Below are 16768 nucleotides of genomic sequence, written 5' to 3' on the forward strand. Positions count from 1 at the left end.
GCCGAGGCACCTGCCGCGCCGATTATGGCATGATCGCAGCCACCGACAAAAGAGGTGCGGTCGGAGCTGCATCGCCACTAGACGGGAAACCGAAGAGCTTGAGCACACCAGCAGCTCGCAACCGCCCACGACGGATCTTTGATGATGAGCGAGCGCGCGATGCCGTTTTCGGGCTGGCTCTCCACCAGCCGGGCATGGAAGTATCTAAATCAGCGGAGGTCCAACCTACTCGGCACCGATCGATGCGACATCAAATCCGCTATTTTGTGGCAAGCTTCGCAAGAATTGGACCGGCAAATCATCCACGTCCGCAGACAACGCGCAATTGCCTACGACGTTGTTTGCGTAGACGCTTTCACTTGACGCGCCGAGGCTCGGCGTCGACATGCCCGGCATTGTTGGGCGCAGACGACTAATAGAACGCCTCCTGCCAGGCGCATGGCGTTGGCAAACCAATTTGCGGAGGCAGCCGTCTGAAAACGAGAGACAGGATCGCCATCTGGCCGACCTGCGGGCGAACCTGCTGAAGTGGGACAGGTTAGTTTGGGTCAATTATTTCGCACTACTTTGGCCAAAGTAGTGTTAGCCCCCTAGAAGGAACCGATCGAAGCCCCCAATAGATTCCGGATGAAATCGATGTGAACGCATCATGTGGATACTTCGATCGCCTGTCTTTCGTTTTGATTCAGGGATAGCCACTTCTACACACGCTTTTCTTCTTGCAAAAAGATACCGGATATGGAAAATATAACTCACGCACTTTTTATCCTCGATTTCAGACGGCCCAAAATACATCTGTGGAGTGGTAGTTACGATGCACCATTAGTCCCGATCAACGGTCAGCCGCTCTTGGAACGCCTCATCAAGGTATGTATCGAAAACGACATTGAAGCTGTCATTCTCGTTGAAAACGCGTGCAGCGGCGCTCTCAATAGATTTTGCTTACACTACAGCACTGCTATTCTTTCGTGGCTGGATGCACATGACAGCGACTTCTTTGAGCGAGTGTGCGATTATCATGGCGATACTCTCCTAATATGGGGAACACCGCTTTTCGACAGTGAGGTTCTTCACGGGATCGATACCGACAGCGGACTGCGTGGCTCTGCTTGGCGGCCTGAAGCACCGACTGGTATTTATCGATTGAGTGCTGATGTTCTACGGAATCTTTTGCTTGAAAGGCGCGTTGGGGCTTCTGAGGTTCAACATCAGGCCTTGAGCAAGTTAGCCTTGGGTCTGTCCCGGCTGGAGATTGCGTTCCCTGAGGATGAGCTGAATGTTGGCTCCGAACTGCTCGACGTTTGCGACGGTGTCGATGTATCCATAGCGGAATTTCGATATGACAAGGAGAATCTACCGCGGCGTCTGGAGAGCAGTGTCGGAGGATATTGGCGTAAGCCAATCGCTGAGCACATGCTTCTGTGCAATACTCGGTTCCCTCCGAAGAGTTTTTACGAGCGGCTAGCGACGAGGCTCGAGGGCGTGTTAACATGCTATCCATCTCAGCAGATTGATATAGCTTCAATTGTTGGCGCGATGACCTCGCAGCAAGCGGACTTTATTGCGGTCGGAAACGGCGTTACCGATCTCATACAGGCGCTCTATTCAACGCTGAACCCCGCAATTGCGATTCCCACCCCGACATTCGCCGGCTTTCAAACGCCACTCGATAATGAACGAAAGAAGAACTTCGTTCTCAGCCCGCCCTATTTCGATCTCGATGTTCGAGCTTTCTTCGAATTCGCAATAGCGACAGGCGCAGATACGGCAATCGTTGTAAATCCTAACAATCCGACCGGCCGACTTGTTGATTATGCTGACATGGCCTGGTTGGCGGAGGCTTTAGGTTCTTGCGGGCGGCGGCTGGTCGTGGATCAATCGTTTATTGATTTTCCCGCTGACGGCCGCTCAAACAGCGTTGAGAATCTAGTGTCGTCCTTTGACAATCTGATCGTAGTGAAGAGCCTTGGAAAGGTCTTCGGCCTCGGCGGAATCCGGCTTGGCTATCTCATGTCTGGCGATACCGAGCTCATTGCTGCCGTGCGCCGGAAACTGCCGATGTGGAACATCAACGGTATTGCGGAATACGCGCTGTTCTTGCTGCCCGAATTCGCAGAGGAATTGGAAGACAGTCTAAGAACGTTGCGAGAGGATCGAGAGCTATTCATCCAGGAGCTACGGACGGTACCGGGCCTCGACGTCGTGCCTTCGCAAACCAATTTCATCTTATGCCGGCTGCCTGAAAATTCGGTTTCCGCTGCTGAACTCAAGCGGTATCTCATCCTCTTCGAATCCGTCCTCGTACGAGAATGCGGCTACCAAGCTATGGACGATGCAGATCGGTATCTTCGCCTCACGGTTCGAAGTCGCGCAGAGAACGAAGAGCTCGCAAGAGTTCTGCGGCGCACGTTGAGCCACTTGACTGTCCTCTCTCCGAAATAAGTAGTCTTCTGTGATTCCCTGGCAATGTGTTGTCAGCTACCCCGCTTGATGCACGCCGATGAGCTTTCGGCGGCCTGAAGCGGCGATCTGGTTGCCTTTCCGGTGCGTTTTCCCAAGCCTCATCAGGCGCCGGCGGTGATCCGTCGTGATGGAAGGCGAGGGTTTGCGGGTTGAGGTCAGCGGGTTTGTTCGTTTGTTCCGGGACGTCTGCGCTCCATTGTTTAGGGCGATGGCCTCGCGATCGCAGCAGTCGAGAGCGAAGGCGAGCGAACCTTCTCGCCATTGTCACAGCCGATCTCGAAGCCGTCGGAACACCAGCGCAGGTTCGAGCGATCGACCGCGACCCGCCCGTCATGGCGGCGTTCTTCATGGCCTCCCGCATGTCGGTTGTCGGTTGAGAAGAAGGCCATGAAGCTTCATGACCCGATAGACCCGCTTGTGGTTCGGCGCCGGTGTGCCTGGGGTGCAGGCTTTCCTGCGCAGCACGGCGTGGACGCGGCGATAGTCATAGGTTGGCAGTGTCCCGATGACCTCCTCGATCCCGGCAACGAGTTCGCCATCAGGCTCGGGAGGACGGCCTACTCGACCCGGTGCCCGTCCCTTCGACCGCTCGGCGATGTTGGAGCGGGCGACACCAATCGTCTCGCACACCGCCTTTATCGGGAACCGTCCTTCGGCCACGACAGCGACCGCAACATCTGTTTTTTGAGCCTGCCGCCACTTCAAGGGCGTCCTTCAGGATCTCGGCTTCCATCGTCTTCTTGCCAAGCAGGCGCTGCAACTCGCGCACTTGGTTCTGCAGCGCCCGATACTCCGACGCTGCTACGACCTCGCCGTCGGCCGACGTCGCCGTTAGCGTTCCCTGCGCGGCCAGCTTGCGCCAGTGGAAGAGCTGGTTGGGCTGGACGCCGTGGCGACGCGCGACAAGGCTTACCGTCACGTCCGGCGCGTAGGTCTCCTCGACCATCGACAGCTTCTCCGCCGTCGAGTGCGGGGGGCCGTCCACCCCCAACATTTTGCGGGGGCCCAAGCGCCGACCGCGAAGCGAGTGACCCACGAAACCACCGAGAAAAAGTGCAGGAGCACCTTGACCTCAACGACGCCAATCAGAGAGGACTTTCAGTCAAAATTGTGCACCGCTAGGCGATGGTTGCGGGCGGCTGCTTGGCTGTCTTGATACGCTTTACGCTGCGGCGGCCGTCGACGCTGACTGGCACCTCACCAGCGATGGTGGCGCGGCGAACGATACGGTGCTGTTCGCCGTAATCAGTAACCGGATAATGTTGCGTGGCGCGGTTGTCCCAGATCGCGACGTCTCCCTCCTTCCAGTTCCAGCGCACTGTGTTTTCGGGCGCGGTGATATGAGACTGGAACAGCGCGAACAGCTGCTGGCCGTCATATTTCGGAATACCAACAAAATGCTGCACCACATCGCCGAGCACCAGTGTGCGCTCGCCGGTTTCGGGATGGACCCGCACGACGGGATGCTCGGTCTCATAGATCGTCTTGGTATAGACGTCGTCAAAATGCTTCCGGTCGGCCTCGCTCGCTTGGGCCATTACGGTGTAGTCGAAGGCGTTGGTGTGAACGGCCCAAAGCTCGTCGGCCAGTCGTTGCACCGGCGGCGGCAGGTCAAGATAAGCGGCCGCGGTGTTTGACCAGATGGTATCGCCGCCGGACGGTGGTGTCACTACGCCACGCAGCACCCCAATCTTGGGATAGGCGTCAACGAAGGTCCAATCGGTGTGCCACATGTCGGCTCGGCGGCCAACGCGGGTGGAATCAAACTCGGTGATTGAAACCGTTCCCTCGACGGCGCCGAGTATCGGATGCGGCACAAGCTGTCCGAAACGAAGAGCAAAGCGCTCCTGCTCGGCGTCGTCAAGATGACGTTGGTCGCGAAAGAAGATGACCTTTTGCTCGAGCAGCACTCTGTTGATCGCTTCAATCGTCTGGTCCGGCAGGTCGCCTGACAGCCTGATATTCCTGATTTCAGCGCCGATACGCGCTGCGCGTTTAACGATGTCAGCACGCGGAATAACAGTATCGATCAAGGCTGCTTTATTCATGGTGGTATTCTCCAGGGCTAAGGTTGTTCAACGGACAAAGCTATTCAGCTGCGCGACACAAACGGGCGAAAGCCTGATTTGCGGATCGCAAGGAAGACCATTTCGGTGACGTTCATGGTTAGTACAACCGTTTCTGCCTGCGCCTGAATCCTGACGATTTTCATCAATGTATCGGTCCCTTCGACGGCTTCAATTTCGCACTAACTCACCGAACAGTGATCATAAGAGGCCATTAACGGCGGATCGAAAGGGCATCCTGGTTCATCGCAAACGGCATATGTCGCTTCGTTGCGATGAGGGAGGAGATCTCGTCCTTGTAAGCCCTGGCGCGAAGCGCTTGGGTTCGAACAGATCGTAAATGAGGGCGCTGACTTTCAAGGCATGCCTCCTATTGCTGAGTTATCCTCAGCAAGCACTGTGCCAGTTTGCAAAACTCACGGGGTAAAACAGGTTCACAGCGACGCAGTGCTGTCATGACGGTGTCGCCTGCAGATGACATAGGCGGTATTGCCAAGTCTGGAACGACCTGCCCGGTGGATAGGTGAGCCGGCAAATAGCGCGTGAATGTTACCTTGAAGCGTTCGCAGTCTCGTTGAGTGGCGAGGTGCCTCCCCTTCCAAAACTGCAGAGCTGCGATCGTGACCCGTTCATTTGGGGACCTGGGACTGTGGTTTACCTTCTTTCGGGGTAGCCGACCTTTTCGTCCAGCGGCAGCAATCACGCAAGGCAACGGGCTTCGCAATGGGTCGGATGTCGCTCTGGTGTGTGAGACGATGTTGACCACAGAAGCCGGCGCATCAACTGGCCGCAATTTGAGACCTAGACAGCACGCTACCGCCTATATCTGCCTGCATCGCTGGCACATCGACACAGGCCCGTCCACGCAAGTTAGTTTGGGCGAACGCCGAATGGCTGAGCTACTCGGCCCACAACTAAATTGTGCAGGAAAGACATACCTTCATGAAGGCGCATATTCTGCTTCATCTCGGCTGGGTTGTGTGCGCCATTCAAGGAAAAGGGGTGGGACACCTGACACGCACTGATGGATTTGTCGCCTAGACGACAGAGTCGTGTTCGGCACGGGCTTCTGCTGCAGTCTCAAATTATCAATCGAATGGCAGGCGGAAATATCCTCTGAGGCTCTTCTTCGCAGTTGGCACAACTTTTGAGACATCCCCCTCAAGAGTCAGGACGGATTATCCGCGTAGCTGACGGGGGCGACAACGCCGGATTGCGGTCCCAGTCCTGACGTCAGCTCAATCTTACCATATCGAAAAACTGACCATCTCGGCAATTGCAGTGTGATCCAAATGTTGGACAAGGCGAACGGAAGTGAAAGATTGCTGCGGGCAGCGACAACGTTGCCCCTATATGTTCCGTACTGTGCTATCGAACTCGGAAGGACTACGACGAGCCCCCCGGCGTTGGAACTTGCTCTCTTCCGTCCATAAGCTACCAAGGTGCATTTCATGGGAAAATCTGCAAGGTCCTGTCCCCGAACGACCAGAGCGACCACGATACGGCCGATGAACGAAAGCGACTTACCGGAGTTGCTTCGGCTGATGCGTGCAATTGTTAGCTTGCATGCTGCCCTCAGCTTTGAGCCTGATCACAACTTCAGCCTAGACGAAGCGGAACTGCTCCGCAGTGGATTTGGTAAGCGACCAGAGTTTGGCGCTTACGTCGCAGACGCAGGCCCAGGGTCACTGGCCGGCATGGCGGTCCACTACGAAATCGCGTTCGTACATACATCGCAACCGCTTCTGATGCTGAAATGGCTCTATGTTGATCCCGAGTACCGAGGTCAGCGCGTCGGCCATAACCTTATGCGAGAAGTGGCCCTGCATGCCCGTGCGACGGGGCGCGAGTGTTTCTACTGGTTCGTGCTGAACGAAAATATGATGGCGCAGTCATTTTACCGCGGCCTCGGCGCAACGGAGGATCCTAAGTGGCAGCGGTGGATCATGCCTGCCGAGGCTTTGAATCAACTCGTAGAAGACCCAAGATGATCGTCACCGCCGATTGACATAGGCTACAGATTAGAGGTTCTGGCTTAAATGCCCCGTCGCTTGACTGTGGCGATCTGCTTGACTGTCAGTCGAACTCCGTTCCAGGTCGGCGTTTCCTGCCGGGAACGAAAATGTAAGCGATCGTGTGGTTGCCGGGTTCGTCGATCGTGAGGCCGGTAGTCACGAAGTAGAGCGATTCCGGAAACGGCGGTGGAGAGTCGCCTTCGCAGCTATACTCAGGAGCCGCTGCTGACAGCGAGGCATAAGTTACGTGAGGAATTCTCCCGGTTGCACAAGAAGGTCCCGGACTCTATACGGGCCACGTCCCGATGCTCTGCGCACCGCCGGACAGGCCGTTCCCGAGCACCTGCTTTCCAGCCTGTCCGGCTCTCATGGGAGCGTGTAAACCTGACCTGCGACCACCTTTGGGAGGACAAGCCCGCTGTTGACGAACACGGCTTTCGCCCCATCTCGTTCGCCCTTTGACCTTCCTACCGTATATCTGTGCCCTTTAATGTGCAGGGCGGTCTATGAGCGTTGGCAGCTGAGGACGCAGCGCGGGGGTCGCCAGCAGCCGTGGCGATTCGGTGAGGTAACCGCGTAGCGGTCTGAAGAGCACTCTCCCGATACCTCATGTCGGGTTTGTCGGGTCCGCGACACAGGCTTTGGGCCAATTCTTGATTTTTCCTCCGATTAACTTGCTGAAAAGCAGTCACAAAAAGTTCGTTCCGGGTCGGGCAGCCAAATTGGCACGAACGTTGCGGGTATCCATGGCGAGTCGGCGGGAGCTGCCGACCGGCATTCATGCCGCGGGTCACCATGGATGGACGAAAGGATGGAAAAACATGTCAGGTCTGGACAGATTGCATTCTCCGGCAAAGTGGCATCGGCAAGTCACCACTCCCCATGAAACCTCGCCGCGCTGTCGGGCAGAAGATCCTCATCGTCGGCTGCGACCGAAAAAGCCGACTCCTTTCGCTTAATATTGAACCCCGAACGCGCAGGATAAGGTGCGGCATCTCGCAGCAAAGGAAGCTCAGCCTAAGACCTTAATCGAGGTCGTTCTCAAAGTCGGCTATCTTCTCGTTGCTGAACTCATTCCCTTCGAGTTAGCCGTTGCTATGCAACAGCATTCGACGAAAAACATCGAAACCCTTCGCCGAAAATCGAGCGAGATCTTGCAAAGAGGACTTCCCGCTATGCTAGGAGCGCCATCGTTGTTCGAGATGGACCAGATCTCCGGATGAAGAAGCTCAGCCTATGTCCGGCAAACATGTGCCCAGGTGCTCCCGAGCGCGAAGCAATGAGATCTATAGAACCACAAAAAAATTATGTGCAACTCTGGTCGGCAAGCCCCGAAAGGCCCGTATCAAGTCACCGGTCGGGCAAGTAACTGAGGAAACGGCATGAAAGATCATGTGCAAGTGACGGACGCGTATACCGGCTATGGTGAAATCTGGAGCGATGTCTATGATGAATATATGGAAGCGCTTAATGGGTCTGTCGAGAACGCGTGGGCAGTCAGTTTTCTAGCGCCCTTGGCAAAAGACGGAACCGCACTGGAATTGGGCGTCGGAAACGGCCACATCGCCTTGCCCCTTTCGGAAACAGGAGCTTCGGTCCATGGTCTCGATAACTCGAAAAGGATGCTTGCCTCGCTTCGCGCAAAGGACGCTGGCGGTTTGGTCACGATACACCTGGGCGACATGACAGAGTTCGACCTAGGCACACAGTATGACTTAGTCTACTGCGTTAATAATACTTTCTCACTTATGGTGACCCTTGAGCAACAACTCAGCTGCTTTGACTCTGTCGCTAAATCACTAAAGCCGGATGGGCTCTTCGTGGTGCACTTGTATTACCCGTATACTGCTGATTTCTCAGGAGCAGGCGTATATGGAGGCCAAAGAACTACGGTTATCCATGTCGACGAGCAGAGAATGATGGTGCGGTTTGCCAGACACGACCGCAATAATCAGCTTTTTATTTCTCAAGATCTTTGGATGACACCGGCCGGAAGCCGGACGATGCCGCTTAAAATGCGATATGTTTATCCCACGGAGTTGGACTTGCTCGCAAAAATTAGCGGACTTGAGCCTCTCCAACGTTATGCAGACTGGAAGCGGCGCCCGTTCGACAATGCATCTGGGCAATACATGTCGGTGTTCCGCAAAAAACCATGAGAATTGCGTGTCGCGACCGAAGACGCTGTGCCACGGCATCACCCCCCGGCAAAATGCTCTTCCGGATGTCCCCAAGTGCACGACAAAAAGCTGCGGGCAATGCCCATCGCACATCGGTGCAGCTGTCTCCCAGCATTACGCCATGACCACGATGCTCGCGGAAATAGTCGACCGCTGAATCTCGGCGGCCCCCCGTCGCGCTTACGCTTTGTTTGTCGTTCGGGAGGAGGTTGTTGACGCCAATTGACAAGGAAAGTCGTGGCCAATGAAGCGTTGGGAAGTAGTTCGCTCTGCTATCCTCAGTGATATCGATGCTGGTGCGTTCGAGGATGGGCGCTTGCCTGGCGATCTCGTTTTGGCAGAACGGTTTGCAGTTAATCGCCACACGGTGCGCAATGCGATCAAGGCCCTGGAATCTGAAGGTGCTTTGCGGGTTCAGCACGGTGTCGGGACCTTTGTTGCGGATGATTTCGTTGCACAAAGGTTGAAGAGCGACCTCAGGTTCACTTACAAGCTCCTCGGCCACAACAAGTCCGTGAAGCGGGAGATACTGTCGGTCAACGAAACTTCCGTCGAAACCGACGTCGCAAAGCGGTTGAATATCGCCCCGCGAGCGTTAGCTACTGAGGTCAGGTGGGTCTCTTTCGTCAACGACTGGCCTTTGGCTACCGGATCCAGCTACTTCCCAGTCGACCGAGTTCCGGGTTTTGCAGCTGCGTTCGCAGCAGTAAACTCTTTCCCTGCCGCCCTGAAGCGCTGCGGCATTCCCGAATACAAGCGGAAATGGACACGGATAACGGCACGAAGACCCACTCAGCAGGAAGCTCAACGCCTACGGATTTCCTCGTCCAGCCCGGTACTATTCGAAACCCATGTCGATGTAACCCTCGATGGCTTGCCGATCAAAAATACATTCAGCGTCATACGAAGCGACAGATACGAATATCTCATCGAAGCAGACGATTATCCAAACATTAATTCATTCGCCGGGCCATCTCCCGCCGCCAGCTAAGGCCACGTGAGCCGGTGACAGACCGAAGTTTCGAATAGCCGTCTTGATCTGCTGGGCGGAAGATTTTGGGCTCATGGATTTTGCCGCCTTTGAATCGAACTTGGAACCTTGGTGGTTCCTTCCGCCGGCAGCTTGACGGGAGTAACAGTTGTCGATGGAGAGGCGACGCAGCATCTCCTATTTGACCTGCACAGCGCCGTGCGGATCGAAAAACTCGCTGCAGCGGAAACTTCGGATCGCGAACCTTCTCGGGGGCTGGATTGAAGGTGCCCTCTTCGATGAGGACATCGGTCTTTGATCGTTTGCTGTCGTACTTCGCAGACATTGTTGGTTCCAAGCGCGTGAAGCGATATCAACGTAAACGTAGTTACGCCGCTTATGGCAATCGCAATCACGAGGTCTCCCGGTTCCCGCGCAAGGAGCGTCCAGTGCCCAGGGTCTGCGACCACGCCGGGTCGGGCGGGCACTTGCGATATCGCACCCTTCCGTATTGCCTTCCGCTGGATGATGGCGTCAGCAACCGGGACAAGATCTGTTTTCGCGGGTGAGTAGGCCGGAGGAATTGCACCCCCGGCCTCTCGCAGAACCCGGCGTGAGACTCTCGCCTCACCCGGCTCCCATCAGGCGAACACGCCAGTTTGACCGAGTTTCCAGTGTACAAAGAGGCTGGGGCACTCTCGCTTTAATCGTGCGAGAAAGGCCCTGGTCTTCACCGTGAAAGTGCTTGCACTTCCGTCATCCAACGCCTGCAGTGTCTGCTCGACGTATCGCAGGAATGGCTCCAGAGCCGATTGTGTGTATCCCCCGTAGTACGCTATCCAGCCCCGAAGGAGTTGATTGAGTGGCGGGCAATCTCCGCTATCGCTACCGAGGTTTGCCGTCGGATGCTCAAGTCCCCCGGATGATGGATTGACCGAGGTGCAATCAGAAACATGGGCAGATTCGACCGAAGCCGGCTTTGCGTGGGCCGGTACACCTGCGGGATTGTAGTTGCGTTTCGGCACGAGATCACCTTTCAACCATAGCGGGCGATGCCTGACATTCAGCGGCTTCGATAGCAGGGGCCACTCTCGCCGGGAGAAAGCCACGAGAGTGGCCTCGCCTGTTCGTCAGCTAAGGCCGGCGATAAGGTCGAACATGGCTCAAGCTTGTCATCGAAAGCTATACAGGCGCCGCCTTGGTTGTGGACCAGCCTATGCCTGTTGCACTCCGTCTTCGACAAGTCGGCACGGTGAGATCAGTTGTTCGGCCGGCTGCCGTCGATCCCGGAAAGATCGACGCGAATGCCTGCCTCGTTGGGATCCTCCGATTCTGTACGAGCCTCTACTGGCGGCTCGGCCGCGGCCGCATCGCGCCTGTCATCATCCTCCTCTGCCGCCGGCACGGCGAGGTTCACGTCGCCCGGATCCGGCTCGCTGAACACCTCCCTCCCCTCGAAATACCCACTCTTCCACGCGAGAATCGCGTCATCGAAGGCCTCGCCGACCGGGTTGCCGTACCATTCGGTGACGATACGGTAGACTTTGCCGAACAGCTTCGTCCCGATGCGGATGTTGGCACAGGCGTCAACCAAGGCGGGCTTCAGCTCCGAGAGGTCAGTGACGCCGAGCCCCGCCGGATATTGCGTCACGCCGACGCGCACGACAGCCTTGCCGACATGTTGCCGCACGAGGGCCATGGCTTCGTCCGGCGTGCTCGGGCGGGGAACCAGCACGACCCTATCACCGGATTTGATGGTGACGGCCAGCGGATCGGGCGAGCCCGCCGCGGCGATGAATCGCTCGACGATCGCCGGCTTCAGGTCGGGATCGGCGCATTGCGCGACGAGGGCGGCGTCGATCATGGGTAGCTCCAGGTTCATCTGTTGAAGGCGGTGACGAGCGGCAGGCCGAAGAGCCGCGCCCAGGCGATCGTGCTGGCGTTCTGAATGGCGATGATGGAGGTGCCGGCGGTCCACCACCCATTGCCGATAGCGACGATGGCATCCGGCCTGTGCAGCATCGATTGCAGGATGGGCCAGACGACGAGTTGCTCGTGGCAGATCAGCGGAGCGATCCTATCCCCGGCGAACTCGACAACGGGATTGGCGAAGAGATATGCCCGTGCGCCGCCGCCTTGCCCCATCAAGCCGCGCCAGGGCTGCCACATGGAAACCGGGACCGGCATGCGCTCGCGATAGAGGACGCCCGCACCGTGGGCGGAGATTTCGACGAGAACATTGTCGTAGCCCTCCGGATCGACGACGGCTGCCCCCGCGATCACGGTGACTCCGGTGCCGCTGAGCGCATCGCGCCAAAGCCGCTCGACGCTCGGGGTCCAGAAGCCGAGCGCGCTCTCGGGAAGCACGACGATGCTGTCGCCCTGCACCGCGGCTCGCGTGACCGTGGCGATCAGGTCACGCTGCCGCTCGAGCGTGCCGTCGCGGCCGAGGCTCCGCCGCATCTCCAGGTCGACGCCACGGAAGTCATCGGGTAAAGCTGGCGCTGTCCACAATGTGGCGGAACAGAGCCAAAGTCCTCCCAACGCTAGGGCGGCAGCCGGCCACCATCTCGTCGTCATGGCGAGCAGGCCGGCTGTTGCGCCCGCCAGGCCGAGCCAGCCCCATCCGGGAAACAGCACGCCGGCGCCGGTCAGCGGATGCGCCCAACCCACGATCCCGAAGGGCGGCACCACCATCAGCACGGCCGCCAACCCGAACCGCGCTGCCTTCCACTCTCCCGGATGCTTCGTCCAGAAAACCGTATGGACAGCAACGAAGGAGAGCGATGCCGCGAGCCACAGCAGCAGGCCGGGCAAGAGATCCGAACCGTAGAAATTGGCGACGCCCTGCGGCAGGCCGCGTGAGGCCGCCAGGAAATAGGCCGCCGAGACGAGCGCGGCAACGATGCGGCTGCGCGCCAATGCCCATAGCGCCGGAAACAGCATCGCCAGCGGCAGCGTCAGCGGATCGCCGCTCCAGGCAACCACGCCGACGAGCGCAGCGCTTGCGATCAGAACCGCGCCGTGCGCCATATCATGGCTCGAAGGTGAGGAGCGGATGGGCACGGCCGAGCAGCCCGCTGGCTGGGATCGGCCCGAAATATCGTGAGTCATAGGAGCCTGCGAAATCGGAGTGGAGGAGAGGAAGCCGGCCGGAACCTGGCCGCCTAGATAAGGCGTTAGCGCCCGGCCCATGGCGTCCGTCGGCCGAACATCGGAATGCGGAAGCGGCCGGCCGTCGATTGAGATGCCGGCGCCGATGGCGACCGTCTGTCCTTCGGTGGCGAGGACCGTCTTGATCAGGGGACTGAACCAGCCCGGGCAGAGGCCGCGGCCGAGGTAGAAGCGCTCACGCGCCATCCGGAATGCAGCGTTGTCGGGCGGGCAGATGAAGACGAGATCGCCGGCCGCCGCGGGCCGCTCGAGCGGCTCGATGCGCCAGAGGCCGATCGGATAGCTGCGCGTCAGATTGACACGAAACTCCCCGAGCCAGGCGATGCCTGAGAGCACGACTAAGCCTGCGGCCGCGATCGGGATGATGACGATGGCGCGGCGCCGCCTCATTGCTTGAGCACCGGCGTCTGGCGTTGCGTCTGACGCAAACTCTCGGTCTGCTTCAGCGTCTCCGCAGTGCGCTCGTGCGCGGCGAGCTGCTGTGCCGCCCGCATCACCGGCCAGGCATCGGCGAGCCTCTGGCGCTCGCCTGTTGCCAGACCCTCAGCCGCCTTGTCGAACAGCTTTCCCGAAGGCTCGCGCGCGGCATTGGTGAGCAGCATGCGCTCGCCGAAACGTTCCGCGATCGCCTTGTTTAAGCCGTCGATTTCGACCTTCGCCTCGCGGTTGGAAATCGCGTAACCGAGGGCGGCCGGAAGGTCGTTGCGGTCGATCGCGTCGCGAACACGTTCGAGCACGCGCAGTGTCGCCGGCGACAGGGCCGGAACGTCGATCGAGACGCGGCGGCGCATCGCCTGTTCCTCGGCCTCGAGCTTCTGCACCGCCGCCTCGCGCAAACTGAGATAGCGCTCGATGTCGCGTTTCAGCGCCGGGAGATTGAGCTCGGCGACACGCCGATCCTCGCGATCGGCCTTGCCGGCGAGAAGGCCGGTCTTGCCCTTGAGCGCGCCGAGCGTCTGCGGTTCCGATACGAGCCGATGCAGCGTCGCCTTCGCCGCGGCCGGATCGGACAGGACCGCGTCGAAATTGATAGTGCGGAACGCAGTCTCCGGATCGGCGAAGACATAGCGGAGGCGTGTCGAGACCTCGTCCCATTGCCTGGTGACGGCGGGATCGGCGCGCAGCTTCTCCTCGACCGTGTCCTGGATCGATTTGGCGAACAGGGTAACGCCGACGACCATCGGTGCGGCCTCCTTCAGGGTGTGGGTCTGAGGGGAAACGAAGAGGCCGAGGCGCTCGCCGACACCGCGCAGGCGGAGCGCCAGAACCGCAAGTTTCTGCTTCTGCCGGATCGTCCAGTCGACGCGGTCGCGAAGCAGCGTGCGGGCAACGCGAACGACATGCAGACCGCGGTTTTCGGCGAAGCGGAGCGCCTGGCGGTAGAGCGTTCCGCGCTCGTAATCGAGCGTGGTTTCCTTGGCGTTGCGTCGGGACAGAATTTTGGCCAGCCCGCCATTGAGGTCGAAGGATCGGCGCCCGTAATAGAGCGCCATGTCTTCGCGATGCCTGGTCATCGCGACATAGGTCAGATGCCGGTCGAGCGAGAGCGACGCCAGCACCTTCACGCGATCGACGGTGGCACCCTGGGCTTTGTGGATCGTGGTGGCGTAGCCGTGGTCGAGGTTGCGGTAGAGCTGCTGATTGACCGTGACCTGACGACGCTGGTCACCTTCGCCGATCGCCGCGACGATGCGGTTCGGCGCGGCCTCGACGACCCTGCCGATCATGCCGTTCTTCGCGCCGAGCGCGCTGTCGTTCTTCAGGAAAACGATCTGGTCGCCGACGTCGAATTTTCGGACGCCGTCCTCGGTGCGGAAGGCATATCCTTCCCCGACAATGCCGCGCGCGACCAGCTTCTCGCGCGCCATCACATTGAGCATGCGCACGTCGCGGCGCAGATGCGCCAGGATCAGCGAGGTCTTGGCGGCATCGTAGTCGCGATCCCAGTCCGCGATCAGCTTGGTAACCGCTTCGGCTTTCAACACGGAGCCGAGCACCCTGCCCTTCCCTTCGTAGGCGGAGATCGCCTCGGCGATCCGGCCGCGCGCCAGGTCGAGGGAGGCGGTGCGCATCCAGTCCTCGCGCTGGCGGTAGATGGTCTCGAGTTCGGCGTAGCCGATGCGTTCGACAATTGCCCGGAACGCAGCACCTGCCTCTATCGGCTGGAGCTGCTCGGGATCTCCCACCAGGACCAGCTTGGCGCCGGCCTTGACGGCGGCTTCGACGAACAGCGCCATCTGCTTCGAGGCGACCATGCCGGCCTCGTCGAGGACGAAGACGGTTTTTTCGTCGAGCGTGTCCCTGCCCTTTTTCCAGCGCAGCTCCCATGACGCAAGTGTGCGGCTGGCGATGCCCGCTTCCTTCTCCAGACCCTCGGCCGCCTTGCCGGCGAGCGCCGCGCCGACCACGCGGTAGCCGGCGAGCTCCCAGGCTTCGCGCGCGGCTTTCATCATCGTGGTCTTGCCGGCGCCGGCGCGGCCGACGACCGCGGCGATCCCGCCCGCTTTCGCGACATGCTCGATCGCCGTTTTCTGCTCGGCCGACAGCCGCTCATGGCGCGCGAAGACGCGCTCCAGCACCTTTTCACGAACGCCATGCGAGCTCCGGTCCGACAGCCAGAGCGCCCGCCGCGCCATGCCGGCTTCGAGGCGCATGAGCTGGCGCGTCGTGTAGCGCGCCGGCATCCTCTCTCCGGTAGCAAACGCCACGCTCTCACGCTCGATCCGCAGCAGCTCCGGGCTCTGGAGGATGCGCGCCATCAGCTGCCGGAAGGCGCCGGCATCGTCGATGTAGCGATGCAGCACCTTGGCGATGTCGCGCTCGTCAAAGACGCTTTTCTCCGAAGAGAGAAGGTCGAGGCCGATCTCCGGCCGGCGCAGGATGCGTTTGCGGTTCTCGGCCCTGCGCTCCTCGAACAGTTCGATGCGTTCGAGCTTCGGAGACCAACCGGCCTTCTCTCCTTTCCGGTCGATCGCCTTCGTCGCCACGCCGATATGGGTCGTCGGCACCAAGTCGATGCCACGCTCCGCATAGGAGCGCCCGTCAACGCGCATCTCCAAACCGGCGAGCGCCAGATGCTGGTTCTGCAGATCGAGCCAGGCATTGCGTTGCTCGAGGAACTCGGACTTCTCGCCCGACCAGAGCCGATAGACGATCTTGCCGGCCTTGTTGCGCAGGACCTCGCCGTCTTCGCCGATTACGGCGACCTTCTTCGGGCCGAATCCATGCTCGGTGAGAGGGCGCAATGTCGTCATCAGATGGACGTGCGGATTGCGCGCGCCGATCCCATCCTGGCGCGCGCCAGGATGAAAGGCATCGGCGCCACCAGGAGAGGTCTCGTCGTGATAGACCCAGTCCGCGACCTGCCCGCGCACCAGCACCTGCTCGGCCACGAACTGGCGCATCAGCGCGACGTTCTGCTCCCTCGACAGCTCGACCGGCAGGGCGATGATGAATTCCTTGGCGAACTGTGCGTCTTCGCGCTTCTCGAAGGCCTCGACCCGATTCCAGAAGGCTTCCGCCGCTCCGGCGACCGAGCGTTCGGCAATCAGCGCCCTCACCCAGGCCGGCGCATCGGGCGGCAGCAGAAACTCCTCATGGGCGAGATTGCGCTTGTTCGAATAATCGACGGTGCGCGCCTCCGCCTCGTATTCCATCCGCGCGCAGTGCCGATACGCAGCCGACAGCACGGCGCTGCGGCCTGAGCCGCGTCCGATGAGCTGGGGTGTGAAATGCGTGATCGCCACGGATGACGGCTCCAGATGGAATCAAAGAGCGTGTTCGTCGGGAGTTGGCCGGCCCCGCCAGGGCCGCCGCTAGCCACGTCGCTCAGCGACGTATTACTGCGCCCTTGGAAGCCGCTCCTTCGGAACGGCCGGGATCATCGCAAGCAGCGTCGGC

At 59.5% G+C, this 16768-nt stretch carries 9 protein-coding genes and 2 pseudogenes; 5 read left to right on the top strand and 6 right to left on the bottom strand.

The window, feature by feature from the left end:
- Nucleotides 1–738: 738 nt before the first annotated feature.
- Nucleotides 739–2442, top strand: a complete 1704-nt coding sequence (locus AC0L3D_RS19360; protein WP_473645511.1) for a pyridoxal phosphate-dependent aminotransferase — start codon at nucleotides 739–741, stop codon at nucleotides 2440–2442.
- 225 nt (nucleotides 2443–2667) lie between these two features.
- Here the strand turns inward: AC0L3D_RS19360 and AC0L3D_RS19365 are convergent.
- Both AC0L3D_RS19365 and AC0L3D_RS19370 read right to left on the bottom strand, forming a co-directional pair.
- A pseudogene (locus tag AC0L3D_RS19365) lies at nucleotides 2668–3457 on the bottom strand (transposase); the annotation flags it as partial.
- 124 nt (nucleotides 3458–3581) lie between these two features.
- The gene (locus AC0L3D_RS19370) at nucleotides 3582–4511 is read right to left on the bottom strand and encodes a TauD/TfdA dioxygenase family protein (protein WP_473645513.1); all 930 of its coding nucleotides are present in this window, start codon (nucleotides 4509–4511) and stop codon (nucleotides 3582–3584) included.
- A 1526-nt stretch (nucleotides 4512–6037) separates the two neighbouring features.
- On the opposite strand from AC0L3D_RS19370, the gene AC0L3D_RS19375 reads away from it, so the two are divergent.
- The 4 genes from AC0L3D_RS19375 to phnF all read left to right on the top strand — a co-directional run bounded on the left by AC0L3D_RS19375 (nucleotide 6038) and on the right by phnF (nucleotide 9715).
- Nucleotides 6038–6520 carry a GNAT family N-acetyltransferase gene (locus AC0L3D_RS19375; protein WP_473645514.1) on the top strand — a complete coding sequence of 161 codons (483 nt, stop codon included), beginning with the start codon at nucleotides 6038–6040 and terminating at the stop codon, nucleotides 6518–6520.
- Between the two features lie 1010 nt (nucleotides 6521–7530).
- Entirely contained in the window at nucleotides 7531–7767 is a 237-nt protein-coding gene (locus AC0L3D_RS19380) for a hypothetical protein (protein ID WP_473645516.1), read from the top strand.
- A gap of 159 nt (nucleotides 7768–7926) precedes the next feature.
- Entirely contained in the window at nucleotides 7927–8703 is a 777-nt protein-coding gene (locus AC0L3D_RS19385) for a class I SAM-dependent DNA methyltransferase (protein ID WP_473645518.1), read from the top strand.
- A 265-nt stretch (nucleotides 8704–8968) separates the two neighbouring features.
- Nucleotides 8969–9715 (top strand): phosphonate metabolism transcriptional regulator PhnF, encoded by a 747-nt coding sequence (gene phnF, locus AC0L3D_RS19390; RefSeq protein WP_473645520.1) that lies wholly within the window; start codon nucleotides 8969–8971, stop codon nucleotides 9713–9715.
- Nucleotides 9716–10952: 1237 nt separating this feature from the next.
- On the opposite strand, the gene AC0L3D_RS19395 is transcribed toward phnF, so the two are convergent.
- From AC0L3D_RS19395 to traA, 4 genes and pseudogenes are all read right to left on the bottom strand, one after another.
- A complete protein-coding gene (locus AC0L3D_RS19395) occupies nucleotides 10953–11558 on the bottom strand; it encodes a TraH family protein (RefSeq protein ID WP_473645522.1) in 606 nt (201 codons plus the stop codon).
- Between the two features lie 14 nt (nucleotides 11559–11572).
- Nucleotides 11573–12727 carry a conjugal transfer protein TraB gene (locus tag AC0L3D_RS19400; RefSeq protein WP_473645564.1) on the bottom strand — a complete coding sequence of 385 codons (1155 nt, stop codon included), beginning with the start codon at nucleotides 12725–12727 and terminating at the stop codon, nucleotides 11573–11575.
- Nucleotides 12728–12895: 168 nt separating this feature from the next.
- Nucleotides 12896–13258 (bottom strand): annotated as a pseudogene (locus tag AC0L3D_RS19405) (S26 family signal peptidase); the annotation flags it as partial.
- Nucleotides 13255–16614: a Ti-type conjugative transfer relaxase TraA gene (gene traA / locus AC0L3D_RS19410; RefSeq protein ID WP_473645524.1), complete on the bottom strand. Its 3360-nt coding sequence runs from the start codon at nucleotides 16612–16614 to the stop codon at nucleotides 13255–13257. The pseudogene AC0L3D_RS19405 and the gene traA, both read right to left, overlap by 4 nt.
- Between the last annotated feature and the right edge of the window lie 154 nt (nucleotides 16615–16768).

The sequence above is a fragment of the Mesorhizobium sp. WSM4837 genome, assembly GCF_055811435.1.